Source organism: Novosphingobium percolationis, from assembly GCF_020179425.1.
GTDB classification, from domain to species: domain Bacteria; phylum Pseudomonadota; class Alphaproteobacteria; order Sphingomonadales; family Sphingomonadaceae; genus Novosphingobium; species Novosphingobium percolationis.
In genome coordinates, this window is sequence record NZ_JAILYM010000005.1 from 1 (window position 1) to 12,288 (window position 12,288).

At 65.6% G+C, this 12,288-nt stretch carries 10 protein-coding genes; 6 read left to right on the forward strand and 4 right to left on the reverse strand.

Translation table 11 applies throughout. The features are described from left to right. Positions 1-477: 477 nt before the first annotated feature. Complete coding sequence (locus K3A84_RS13500; protein WP_225009882.1) at positions 478-657, reverse strand: hypothetical protein; 180 nt, start codon at positions 655-657, stop codon at positions 478-480. Positions 658-661: 4 nt separating this feature from the next. Next, positions 662-1,387 (reverse strand): bifunctional 2-polyprenyl-6-hydroxyphenol methylase/3-demethylubiquinol 3-O-methyltransferase UbiG, encoded by a 726-nt coding sequence (gene ubiG / locus K3A84_RS13505; RefSeq protein WP_225009883.1) that lies wholly within the window; start codon positions 1,385-1,387, stop codon positions 662-664. Between the two features lie 79 nt (positions 1,388-1,466). On the opposite strand from ubiG, the gene K3A84_RS13510 reads away from it, so the two are divergent. The 4 genes from K3A84_RS13510 (at position 1,467) to K3A84_RS13525 (ending at position 6,942) form a co-directional block, all read left to right on the forward strand. After that, positions 1,467-2,723, forward strand: a complete 1,257-nt coding sequence (locus K3A84_RS13510; protein ID WP_404823162.1) for an aspartate kinase — start codon at positions 1,467-1,469, stop codon at positions 2,721-2,723. Positions 2,724-2,875: 152 nt separating this feature from the next. Further along, entirely contained in the window at positions 2,876-3,886 is a 1,011-nt protein-coding gene (locus K3A84_RS13515) for an NAD(P)H-dependent flavin oxidoreductase (protein ID WP_225009884.1), read from the forward strand. Between the two features lie 75 nt (positions 3,887-3,961). Further along, a complete protein-coding gene (locus tag K3A84_RS13520) occupies positions 3,962-5,662 on the forward strand; it encodes a M64 family metallopeptidase (protein ID WP_225009885.1) in 1,701 nt (566 codons plus the stop codon). Between the two features lie 38 nt (positions 5,663-5,700). Further along, on the forward strand, positions 5,701-6,942 hold the full coding sequence (locus K3A84_RS13525; protein ID WP_225009886.1) for a TCR/Tet family MFS transporter: 1,242 nt from the start codon (positions 5,701-5,703) through the stop codon (positions 6,940-6,942). Here K3A84_RS13525 and K3A84_RS13530 read toward each other — a convergent pair. Both K3A84_RS13530 and K3A84_RS13535 read right to left on the reverse strand, forming a co-directional pair. Further along, on the reverse strand, positions 6,915-7,550 hold the full coding sequence (locus K3A84_RS13530; protein ID WP_225009887.1) for an HNH endonuclease: 636 nt from the start codon (positions 7,548-7,550) through the stop codon (positions 6,915-6,917). The genes K3A84_RS13525 and K3A84_RS13530 overlap by 28 nt on opposite strands. Positions 7,551-7,725: 175 nt before the next feature. Next, complete coding sequence (locus tag K3A84_RS13535) at positions 7,726-9,168, reverse strand: M20/M25/M40 family metallo-hydrolase (protein ID WP_225009888.1); 1,443 nt, start codon at positions 9,166-9,168, stop codon at positions 7,726-7,728. Positions 9,169-9,339: 171 nt separating this feature from the next. Here K3A84_RS13535 and gyrB point away from each other — a divergent pair, with 171 nt between their 5' ends. Together gyrB and K3A84_RS13545 are read left to right on the forward strand one after the other, a co-directional pair. Then, positions 9,340-11,862 carry a DNA topoisomerase (ATP-hydrolyzing) subunit B gene (gene gyrB / locus K3A84_RS13540; protein ID WP_225009889.1) on the forward strand — a complete coding sequence of 841 codons (2,523 nt, stop codon included), beginning with the start codon at positions 9,340-9,342 and terminating at the stop codon, positions 11,860-11,862. Then, the gene (locus K3A84_RS13545; RefSeq protein WP_225009890.1) at positions 11,862-12,110 is read left to right on the forward strand and encodes a hypothetical protein; all 249 of its coding nucleotides are present in this window, start codon (positions 11,862-11,864) and stop codon (positions 12,108-12,110) included. Before gyrB ends, K3A84_RS13545 begins: the two co-directional genes overlap by 1 nt. Positions 12,111-12,288: the final 178 nt, after the last annotated feature.

Consider the following 12,288-nt stretch of genomic DNA (forward strand, 5'->3'; position numbering starts at 1 on the left):
GTTACGTTAGGACATGCAAACGTGACGACTATCTAACTGCCACCCCGAGCCCTGAAGCCCCAGGAGCAGGCGCCGTCGCCCACATGTCCCTTCATCTTTTCCTACAATGTCAAAGAACCACTCAACCACCGCTGCAAGCGACAAATGAAGGCGGACAACCCTCCCCCAACCTTCCGATCGGGAGAACAATGGCGTCCGTCCTATGTGGCGACCAACTGAAACAAGCCGTTGAAGCTGCGTCCCTGCCGGTGAAGGGGCATATATGGAGGGCTCTTGAGTCGGTCAAACGGTTTTTGCAAAATTATTGCAATTCGCTTTGAAACCCCCGGAATTGCTGGGCTTGGCGCCGCAGGCGAGCGCCCAAGGCACTCAGAACAGGCCGGATTTCGCGATTCCCCGGCGGAATCCGGTGTTGGAATGCCCTGCACGGACTCCAACCACCGAGAATCCCTCGGCCGGTATGCTGTCGCAAGTGGCTCAGCGCAGCTTGGCGATCGACAGGCCATCGGCCTTGGCGCGCACCTTCACCGATTCCTCGCTGCGGGTCAGCGCCTTGGCGATCGCCTTGAGCGCCATGCCTTTCTTGGCAAGCGTATGAAGCTTGCTGATCTCGTCGGCAGTCCAGGCCTGCTTGTGACGCTCGAAACGTTCAGCCATCGGTTCAGTCCTTACGCGCTGTAACGATGTAGTTGAGCGACACGTCGTCGCTGAGATGCAATCCGCGGCTCGCGCTCCAGGCGATCCCCATCGGGTTGCCCATGCGCAGCCCGGCGGCGGCCAGCAGGTCGTGCAGCTCGATCGGCGTGACGAAATCCTCCCAATGGTGCGTGCCACGCGGGACCATGCCCAGCCGCTCCGCGCCTTCGACCAGCAGCAACCTGGAGGCCGTGGTCCGGTTTGGCGTGGAAAGAACCATCAGCCCCTCGTGCGCGAGCGCGCCTGCGAGCGCGCTGAGGAATGCCTGCTTGTCGGCGACGTGCTCGATCACCTCCATCGAGGTGACAAGATCGTACCCCGCAAGACCAAGCGCCCCTACCTCGCCATGGCGGTAGTCGATGGACAGCCCACCCCTGATGGCATGGTCGCGCGCGACGGCGATGTTTTCCGCAGCCGCGTCCACCGCCGTCACCTCGGCGCCCATCCGCGCGAGCGGTTCGGCGAGCAGGCCTGCTCCGCAGCCCACATCCAGCGCGCGCCTGCCCGTCAGCGGGCGCATCACGCGTGAGTCGGCGGCGAAGTGCGTGTCGATCGCTTCGCGGATGAACGCGAGGCGCACCGGGTTGAGCTTGTGAAGCATCGCCGAGGAGCCTTTCGGGTCCCACCAGTCGGCGGCAAGCTTGCCAAAGTGCGAGGCTTCTTCGGGGCGGATCGTGGTTGCATTGCGCATGACCCATCCCTAAAGCGCCGCTCTCGCGTGGTCCACCGGCCATGCGCGAAAGATTCTTGCCTACCTTTGGGAGCATGACGTGGCCCGGATCGTGATGAAATTCGGCGGCACCTCGATGGCCGGCACCGAGCGCATCCGTCGTGTCGCGCGGATCGTGCAGCGCCAGCAGGCCGCAGGACATGAAGTGGCGGTGGTCGTCTCGGCCATGGCCGGCGAGACCGATCGCCTGGTGAACTTCTGCCGCGAAGCCAGCGCGCTGTACGACCCTGCCGAATACGATGTGGTCGTGGCGGCAGGCGAGCAGATCACCTCGGGCCTGCTGGCGATGCACCTGCAGGCGCTGGACTGCAAGGCGCGGTCGTGGCTGGGCTGGCAGCTGCCGGTCCGCACCGACGACGCGCACTCCAAGGCGCGCATCGAAGCCATCGATTCGCCCGAACTGCTGGCCAGCATGGCCGCGGGCGAGATCGCGGTGATCCCCGGCTTCCAGGGCCTGACCGCCGACAACCGCATCACCACGCTCGGCCGTGGCGGTTCGGACACGTCGGCCGTGGCGGTGGCTGCGGCGATCAAGGCCGATCGCTGCGACATCTACACCGACGTCGACGGGGTCTATACCACCGACCCGCGCATCGTCGCCAAGGCGCGCAAGCTCAAGAACGTGACCTACGAGGAAATGCTCGAGCTGGCGTCGGTCGGCTCGAAGGTGCTGCAGACCCGCTCGGTCAGCCTCGCCATGAAGGAAAAGGTGCGGGTGCAGGTGCTGTCCTCGTTCATCGACGACGATGCGCCTGCCGCCGATACCATCCCCGGCACGATGATTGTTTCCGACGAGGAACTCGAAGGATTGGATATGGAACGCCAGCTGATCACCGGCATCGCTGCCGACAAGAACGAAGCGAAGATCACCCTTACCCGCATCGCGGATCGCCCGGGCGCGGTCGCCTCGATCTTCGAGCCGCTGGCCGAGGCCAACATCAACGTCGACATGATCATCCAGAACATCGCCAAGGACAAGGGCGAGACGGATGTCACCTTCACCTGCCCCCAGGCCGACCTGGCCCGCACGCAGGCACTGCTGGAAGAGCGCAAGGAGCAGATCGGCTACTACCGCCTGATCTCCGACAGCAAGGTGGCCAAGGTCTCGGTCGTGGGTGTTGGGATGCGCAGCCACGCGGGCGTCGCCAGCACGATGTTCAAGAGCCTCGCCGATCGCGGCATCAACATCCAGGCCATCAGCACCAGCGAGATCAAGGTCTCGGTGCTTATCGACGCCGACGAGGTGGAGCTTGCGGTGCGCGTGCTGCACACAGCCTATGGCCTCGACGCCGCCTGATTTCGGCTCCTTGCCGCTGACTGCGAAAGGCCTTCTCCCATCAACATGGGGGAAGGCCTTTGCGTATGCGCGAGCGCGCTATTGCCTTGCCGCTGCCCCATTGCGGCCCTAAGGGCGCACCCCAAGTTTCAATGGACGGGTTCCCACACGCGATGACCAGCACTCCCAAGACGTCGGCTCTCATGGCGCGCGGCGCACAGTTCCTTGGCGTGGAACACGCGATCCTGTGCGGCGCGATGAGCTGGGTTTCGGAGCGCAACCTGGTCGCCGCGATCAGCAACGCCGGCTGCTTCGGCGTGATCGCCTGCGGGGCAATGACTCCCGAACTGCTCGACAAGGAAATCGCGGGCACCAAGGCGCTGACCGACAAGCCGTTCGGCGTGAACCTGATCACCATGCATCCCGCGCTGTTCGACCTGATCGAAGTCTGCGCGCGGCACAAGGTCGGCCACGTAGTGCTGGCGGGCGGCATCCCGCCCAAGGGCAGCATCGAGGCAATCAAGGCGTTCGGCGCCAAGGTCATCGTCTTTGCCCCCACCATCGCGCTCGCCCGGAAGCTGTTCCGTTCTGGCGCGGACGCGCTGGTGATCGAGGGCAGCGAGGCAGGCGGCCACATCGGCCCGGTCTCGACCTCGGTGCTGGCGCAGGAATTCCTGCCCGCGCTGGCGGCGGATCACATAGTGTTCGTGGCCGGTGGCATCGGCCGGGGCGAGGCCATCGCCAGCTATCTGGAAATGGGCGCGAGCGGGGTGCAGCTGGGAACGCGCTTTGCCTGCGCCAGCGAATCGATCGCACACCCGGCATTCAAGCAGGCCTTCTTCCGCGCCAATGCGCGCGACGCCATCGCTTCGGTGCAGGTCGACCCGCGCCTGCCCGTCATCCCGGTGCGCGCGCTGAAGAACAAGGGCACCGAAGAGTTCACCGCCAAGCAGCGCGAAGTCGCGCTGGCACTCGACGAGGGCCGCATCGACATGGGCGCGGCGCAGCTCGAGATCGAGCATTTCTGGGCGGGCGCGCTGCGCCGCGCTGTGATCGACGGCGATGTCGAAAGCGGCTCGGTCATGGCCGGGCAGTCTGTGGGCATGGTCTCCCAGGAAGAGCCGGTGGTGGCCATCGTCGAACGGCTGATGCAGGAAAGCGAGGACGCGCTCGCGCGCCGCTGATCCACCGGCGCTTGCCCGCGGCCCCGGGGTCTGCAAACCTGCAGGCATAACGAGGGCGGAGGGGAGTTGCGCGCCGTGGACCTGACCAGCATCCGTTCGAGCGGCCAGAGCGCCGACCGCATCGACATCGTGATCGTGGCCGAAGGCTACACCGCCGACGAACGCGAAAAGTTCCTCGCCGATGCGAAGACCTTCACCGACTACATGCTGTCGAAGGGCAATGCCCGGCTCAACGATCCCTTCGCCACGTATGCGTCGTTGATGAACGCCAGCGCGGTATTCGTCGCGTCGAACCAGTCGGGCTACAGCACCGATACCGAAACGCGCGACACCGCGTTCGGATCGAAGGCGTACCTTTCGGACGGGCGCCTCGTCTATGGCGACACGGGCAAGGTCTACCAGGCGCTGTCGGACCTGACCGGCGATGCCCGCGACCTGGTGATCGTGCTGATCAATTCGGACAAGTACGGCGGCGCGGGCGGATCGGTGGCTTGGGCGACCGCGGGCAATCCGCTGTCGTTCGAGGTCGCGCTGCACGAGATCGGGCACAGCTTCGCCGGACTCCAGGACGAATACATTGATACCGCCATCGCCGAAAACTACCCGCTGTCGGTGCTGGACCACAGCGCCCACGTCTCGACCCACGCTTCGCCCGATGACGTGCCGTGGAAGGACTGGATCGGCTATAGCGACGAACTGGGCACGGTGGGCGTCTACGAAGGCGGCTACTACCGCGCGACCGGGGTGTGGCGAGCGACCGAGACGTCGAAGATGCTCTATCTCGACACGCCGTTCAGCGCGCCCGAAAAGGAAGCCTTCATCGACCGCTTCTACCTTTCGACCGCCAACCTCGTGACACCGCAGGCGCAGACCTCGCTGACCCGGCTGAGCGTGAGCACGCCCAGCGCCAGACTGTTCGATTTCACATGGACCATCGACGGCGCTGCGGCCGGGACCGATTCGGCGGGCCTTGACCTGCGCAACGCGATCCTGGGCCGCTCCGACGGCGCGGTCGACCTTGCCGTCGCGCTCACCGTGACCGACGGCACGGGACTGGTCCGCAAGGCCTCGGTTCTAGCCGACAGCACCGAAACCGAGAGCTTCGCGCTCCATCTGTCCAAGGCGACGCTGGATCCCGTGACCCACGTCTTTGCGGCCGCCAGCGCAGACAACTGGTTCGTGACCGGCAGCAGCGCAGGCGACAGCATCGTGCTGAAGGGGCGCAGCGCCAACCTTTCTTGGGTGGAAGCGGGCGATGGCGCCGACATCGTGACCGGGGGCAACGGCTCCGACCAGATCTTCGGCGGCAGCGGCGACGATCGCCTGACCGGCGGCGCAGGACGCGACCAGTTGCTGGGCGGTGCGGGCGCGGATCGCCTTTCGGGCGGCGACGGGGCAGACGTGCTGACCGGCGGGTCCGCGCGCGACCTGTTCACCGGCGGCGCAGGCAATGATCGCTTCGTGTTCGATGACGGCGATTTCGGAGCGAAGACGACGTCGGGCTGCGACCGCATCCTCGATTTCACCAAGGGTGATCGCATCGACCTTTCCGCCGTCGATGGCGATACGCGCGCAGGCCACGGCGGGGATCAGGCTTTCGCCTTCATCGGCACCGCCGCGTTCAACACCGGCGATGCCGCGATCGGCGAGCTGCGCTGCGCCTACAGCGCGACCAGCACGTATATCTATGGAGACCAGAACGGCGACGGGCGCGCCGACTTCATGCTGGCGCTCACCGGCACGACACCCTTGGCGGCAAGCGACTTCGTCCTCTAAAGGCGGGGGTGATCCCAACAACCGGAAAGACGGTACACGTGCAGCACCGCGCCTCGATCGGCTTCGTTTTCGCCATCGTGCTGATCGACATGCTCGGCTTCGGCATCGTCATTCCGGTCCTGCCGGGGCTGATCATGCATCTGGCGCGCGTACCCATTGCCACCGCCGCCGAATACGCGGGCTGGCTGGGCGCGGGCTATGCCGCGATGCAGTTCGTGTTCGCACCGATCATCGGCAACCTGTCGGACCGTTTCGGACGGCGGCCCGTGCTGCTCGCCTCTATCCTGGCGCTCGCCATCGACTATCTGATCCAGGCCGCCGCGCCATCGATGAGTTGGCTGGTGCTGGGGCGGATCATCGCCGGGATCACGGGCGCGAGCTTTTCGGCGGCCTATGCCTATATCGCCGACGTGACCCCGCCCGAAAAACGCGCGGCAAGCTTCGGACTGATGGGGATGGCGTTCGGCATCGGCTTCGTCGTCGGCCCCGCACTGGGCGGTCTGCTCGGCGCGATCAGCCCGCGCCTGCCGTTCCTGTTCGCCGGAGTGATGGCGCTGGCCAATTTCACCTTCGGATTCTTCACCTTGCGCGAATCGCTACCGCCTGAGCGCCGCCGTCCGTTCGACTGGCGGCAGGCCAATGCGCTCGCCTCGTTGAAGGCCCTGCGCAAGCAGAGCGGCGCGGTGCTGTGGTTCGTGGGTGCGCTGGGCGTGTGGCAGCTGGCGCATATCGTCTATCCGTCCACCTGGTCCTACTTCGCGATCGCCGCCTATGGCTTCACCACGCAGCAGGTCGGCCTCGGGCTGGCGCTGGTCGGCTTTTCCAGCGCGCTGGTACAGGGGCTGGGCCTGCGCGTGCTGCTGCCACGGATCGGCGAGCGGCGCGCCGTGATGCTTGGCATCGGCGGGCTGTGCGGCGCAGCCGTGCTCTATGCGCTGGCGGTTCCGCACTGGCAGGTGTGGGTGGCCATCATGGTCGGATCGCTGCAAGGCTTCGTTCAACCCTCGATCGCCGGGCTGAACAGCCGCGCCATCGATGCGCGCAGCCAGGGCGAACTGCAAGGCGCGGTGCAGTCGATCGGCTCGATCGCGGCGATCGTCGGCCCGGTCCTCTACACGCAGGCACTCGCCCGGTTCAGCGGGCCGCATGCGATCGCCCAGATCCCGGCGATGCCGCTGCTGATCTCGGCGGCAATCTCGCTGGTCGCGCTGGCGCTGTTCCTGAAGGGCGCGGCCTTGCTGGCGCGCGAAAGTCAGCTCTCCAACTCGACATCCCAATAGAGCCAGTCGCGCCAGCTTTCGTGCAGGTGGCCCGGCGGAAAGGCTCGGCCCCGCTCCTGCAACTGCCAGGTGGTCGGGCGGATCGGCTCCTCAAACAGGCGCATCCCCGCCTGTGCCGGGGTGCGGCCGCCCTTGCGCAAGTTGCAGGGCGCGCAAGCCGCGGCGACGTTCTCCCACGTGGTGCGCCCGCCCAGGCGGCGCGGAATCACATGATCGAAGGTCAGGTGCTCGCCGCTGCCGCAATACTGGCAGGCGAACTTGTCGCGCAGAAACAGGTTGAAGCGGGTGAAGGCAGGAAACTCGTTCGGCCGCACGTACTGCCGCAGCGCGATCACCGAAGGGATCTTCATGTCGAGCGAAGGGCTGTGTACCGCCTGATCGTAGGTGGCGATGATGTCCACGCGTTCGAGGAACACCGCCTTGATCGCGGTCTGCCAGGGCCAGAGGCTGAGCGGATAGTAGCTGAGCGGGGTATAATCGGCGTTCAGCACCAGTGCCGGGCAATCGTGCAGATGGCGACTGGAATGACCCGAAAACGCGAGCGCGGCGGCATCGCCGCTGTGGGGCCTAGCCGCAGCCGCCCGCTCGATCAGCGCCTTATGAAGCATGCCCCGGTTCGGCCTTCACGCATCGCCACGGTCCTCCTGACAGGGACGAATTGGCGAGCTTGCGTGACCGCTTCATGACGCATGAAGGGAAGGAACACCCTTGCGATACGATCGTCAAGAGCAGTGCGCCGGAGCGGACGCAAGCTATCCACAGCCTACGTCCGCTCATCGATCGCTATTGCGCCAGCGCCTTGACCAGTTCGGTCAGGTAGGCACGGCCCGTCATCAGAGAGCGCACTTCGACGCGCTCGTTGAGGCCATGCAGGCCATTGCCGTCGGGATCGAGCCAGACGCCCGGCACGCCGTAGGTCGGGATGCCTGCCGCGCCGGTGTAGACGCCATCGGTCGCACCGGTCATCATCGTCGGGATCACCGGAATGCCCGGCCAGTACTTCGCCGCGATCTTCTCGACCGGGGCGACGATGGCGGGATCGAGCGGCGGCGACTTGGCGATCGGCTTGTCCTTCACGCGTTGTTCGATAGCGATCGCAGGGTTTCCGATCGCCTTGGCCAGCGCGGCCTGCGTTTCATCGGCTGTACGACCGGGGAACATGCGGCAATTGACGTTCGCCGTCGCGCGCTGCGGCAAGGCGTTGAGCGCATGGCCTGCATCCACCAGCGTGGCGACACAAGCGGTATGCAGCATCGAATTGAGCATCTTGTCGCGCTGCACCACCGCCAGCGCAGCCGTGTCGCCCGGGTTGGCCGCAATGGCGATCATCGCCTTGCCCACGGCATCGCCGCGCAGCGTGCCCATGCGCGTGAAGAAAGCGCGCGTGGTGTCGTTGAACTCGACCGGGAACTGGTAGTCGCGGATCTTTAGCAGCCCTTCGGACAGCTCGTAGATAGCGTTTTCGCGCACCGGCTGCGAGCTGTGGCCGCCGGGGTTGGTCGCGGTCAGGGTGAAGTCCTGGTAGGCCTTTTCGCCCACCTGCAGCGACACGCCCTCCAGCTTGCCGCCCTTCGAAATGGGCGTGCCGTTCGTGCGCCCGCCACCGCCTTCGTTGAGCGCGAAGGCCGCGTCGATCAGCTCGCGGCGGTTCTTGGCCAGCCATTCGGCGCCGTTGAACGCGCCCGAAGTCTCCTCGCCGCAGGTCAGGGCCAGTTTGATCGTGCGCTTGGGCTTGTAGCCTTCGCGGGCGAAACGGACGAGCATGTCGGTCCAGATCGCGGCCTGCGCCTTGTCGTCGACAGTGCCGCGTCCGTAGAAGTAGCCATCTTCCTCGATCAGCGTGAAGGGATCGCGGGTCCAGTCCTCGCGCCGCGCCTCGACCACGTCGAGGTGTGCCAGCAGCAGCATCGGCTTCAGCTTGCGGGAACTGCCGGGATAGATGGCGACGAGACCACCATCCTTGGGATGTTCAGGCGTGGCGAACAGCGTCAGCTGGCTGTCGGCGAAGCCCGCCGCCTTGAGCCGCGCCGCCATGCGCTCGGCCGCGAGCGTGCAACTGCCCGACGATAGCGTGGTGTTGGTCTCCACCAGTTCCTTGTACGTGGCGCGAAACGCCTGCTCGCCGGTATCGACGCCGGGCAGCGGCGGCGGAATGGCGAGCGCGGGCGCGGCGGCGGCGAGCGCCACGGCGGCTCCCGCACCGGCGGAAATGAGTTTGCGGATCAAGGCATTCCCCCGTTGAACTGGTTTCGAATGCGTCTTTCCACCACCTTTTCAGCCTGAGAGAAAGGGGTTCTTATCGCGCACCACCGACAGGGCGCGCGATAAGTGCCGCGCCCTGTGCAAAACAGGCCGGATTTGCTTGGGATTTCGGTTGCGAATGCCTATGTGCGATCCATGGCCAGTACCAACGAAAACATCCCCAATGCCAACGCTTATGGCGCGGACTCCATCAAGGTTCTGAAAGGCCTCGACGCCGTCCGAAAGCGTCCTGGCATGTACATCGGCGACACCGACGATGGCTCGGGCCTGCACCACATGGTGTTCGAAGTGTCCGACAACGCCATCGACGAGGCACTGGCCGGGCATTGCGACCTGGTGCTCATTGAACTCAACCCCGACGGCTCGGTCTCGGTCGAGGACAACGGCCGCGGCATCCCCACCGGCATCCACGCCGAAGAAGGCGTCTCGGCGGCCGAGGTCATCATGACCCAGCTTCACGCTGGCGGTAAGTTCGAGAACACCAGCGACGACAACGCCTACAAGGTCTCGGGCGGTCTGCACGGCGTGGGCGTCTCGGTGGTCAACGCACTGTCCGAATGGCTGGAGCTGACGATCTGGCGCGACGGCGAGGAGCACTGGATGAAGTTCGCGCACGGCGATGCCGTCGCCCCGCTCGTCGTCCGAGGGCCCGCGCCACAAGGCAAGAAGGGCACACGCGTGACCTTCCTCGCGTCCGACGAGACGTTCAAGAACGTCACCGTCTACGATTTCGACAAGCTCGAGCACCGCTATCGCGAACTGGCGTTCCTCAATTCGGGCGTGCGCATCCTGCTGCGCGACAAGCGCGGCGAGGAGGTCAAGGAACATGATCTCTATTACGAAGGCGGCATCGCGGCCTTCGTGAAGTACCTTGATCGCAACAAGGTGGCGCTGCTGCCCGATCCCATCGCCATTTCGGCGCAGCGTGACGGCATCGGCATCGACGTGGCGCTGGAATGGAACGACAGCTACTACGAAAATGTCCTGTGCTTCACCAACAACATCCCGCAGCGTGACGGCGGCACCCACCTCGCCGCGTTCCGCGCCGCGCTGACCCGCACCCTCAACGGCTATGCCGAAAAGTCGGGGATGCTGAAGAAGGAAAAGGTCAGCCTGACCGGCGAAGACATGCGCGAAGGCCTGACCGCGATCGTCTCGGTCAAGCTGCCCGACCCCAAGTTCTCGTCACAGACCAAGGACAAGCTGGTCAGCTCGGAAGTACGCCAGCCGCTCGAAAGCCTGATGAGCGACAAGATGACCGAGTGGCTGGAGGAAAACCCCGCCTATGCCAAGTCGGTGATCCAGAAGGTGATCGACGCCGCCGCCGCCCGCGAAGCCGCCAAACGCGCACGTGAACTGACCCGGCGCAAGGGCGCGATGGACATTGCCAGCCTGCCCGGCAAATTGGCCGACTGTCAGGAACGCGATCCCAGCAAGTGCGAACTGTTCCTGGTCGAGGGTGATTCGGCAGGCGGCAGCGCCAAGCAAGGACGTGACCGCCACTATCAGGCGATCCTGCCGCTCAAGGGCAAGATCCTCAACGTCGAGCGCGCGCGCTTCGACCGGATCATCGGCTCGAAGGAAGTGGGCACGTTGATCCAGGCGATGGGTACCGGCATCCGCGACGAGTTCAACCTCGACAAGCTGCGCTACCACAAGATCGTCATCATGACCGACGCCGACGTCGACGGCGCACACATCCGCACGCTGCTGCTGACGTTCTTCCATCGCCAGCTGCCCGAGCTGATCAAGAACGGGCACCTCTTCATCGCCCAGCCGCCGCTGTACAAAGTCGCCAAGGGCCGCAGCGAAGTGTACCTCAAGGACAACGCCGCGCTCGACCGCTACCTCGTCGAAGCAGGCATTGCCGGACGGATGCTCGAATCGGCGAGCGGCGCGCGCAGCGGACGGGATCTCGAAGACCTCGTCGAACACGCGCTGCGGATGCGCAACCTGATGGCCTTCGTGCCGCGCCGCTATAATTCCGACATCATCGAGGCGCTGGCGCTGGCGGGCGCGCTCGATCCCGATCTCGACGCGGCGACGCGCACCGCCGCACTGGATCGCACCGCGCAATGGCTCGACCGGGGCGATCCCGAGGCGAAGTGGACCGCCGCGCTTGGCGAGGAGGGCGGCTATCACATCCAGCGCCTGTGGCGTGGGGTTACCGATCACCACGTGATCGAGGCCGGGTTCCTGACGAGTGCCGAGGCCCGCAAGCTGGCAAGGCTCGCCGCCGAGAACGCCGAGGTCTATGCCCAGAGCGCACGGCTGGTGCGCCTGGTCGCGCAGGCCGAGGCCGAGCCGGTCGATGCGCCGCAATCGGGCGAAGGCGAACCCGAGGACGCCGCGCTGTCGGCCCCGCGCGCCGCCGCCAAGGACGGCGACATCGCCCGCCCCTCGCAGCTGGTCGATGCCGTCTTCGCAGGCGGGCGCAAGGGCCTGTCGATCCAGCGCTACAAGGGGCTGGGCGAAATGAACGCGGAACAACTGTGGGAAACCACGCTCGATCCCAACAACCGCTCGCTGCTGCAGGTCAAGATCGAGGACGCCGACGTCACCGACGAGATCCTGACGCGCCTGATGGGCGACGTGGTAGAACCGCGCCGCGACTTCATTCAGGAAAATGCGCTGAACGTGGCGAATCTGGACGTCTGATGTCGACCGAGTCCATCCCTTGGGACCAGCCCGCGACGATGATCGACCTGGAGGGGCGCACGCCCATCATCGGCACAATCCGCGAATGCGCGCTGCACTTCTCGCTCTACAAGCCGCACGCCAAGGAGAACGCGCGCGTGCTGCTGACGGTGCCGGTGCATCGCGAAGGGCGCAAGACGCGTACCTGGCTGCTCGATCCGCCCGAAATCGCCGAACTCGCCGAGCGGCTGGCGCGCGAGACGAACTGACCGGGACGCGCAGCGTTCAGCAGGCATTCACGGCCCGCAGGCGCTAGAAAGCGGCGCGCGTCAATGCGCTTGCCGCGCGCCGCGCGGGGGTGATAGAGGCCGCAAAGCAATTTCGCCGCAACCCATGCGGCACAGTGGGCGCGCGGGGCTTGATCCGCCGCCGCAAGGACAGGATCGA

Coding starts and splice junctions, on each gene's coding strand:
- K3A84_RS13500 (WP_225009882.1), bottom strand. CDS start 657: ATGGCTGAACGTTTCGAGCGTCACAAGCAGGCCTGGACTGCCGACGAG.
- K3A84_RS13530 (WP_225009887.1), bottom strand. CDS start 7,550: ATGCTTCATAAGGCGCTGATCGAGCGGGCGGCTGCGGCTAGGCCCCAC.
- K3A84_RS13515 (WP_225009884.1), top strand. CDS start 2,876: ATGACCAGCACTCCCAAGACGTCGGCTCTCATGGCGCGCGGCGCACAG.
- ubiG (WP_225009883.1), bottom strand. CDS start 1,387: ATGCGCAATGCAACCACGATCCGCCCCGAAGAAGCCTCGCACTTTGGC.
- gyrB (WP_225009889.1), top strand. CDS start 9,340: ATGGCCAGTACCAACGAAAACATCCCCAATGCCAACGCTTATGGCGCG.
- K3A84_RS13545 (WP_225009890.1), top strand. CDS start 11,862: ATGTCGACCGAGTCCATCCCTTGGGACCAGCCCGCGACGATGATCGAC.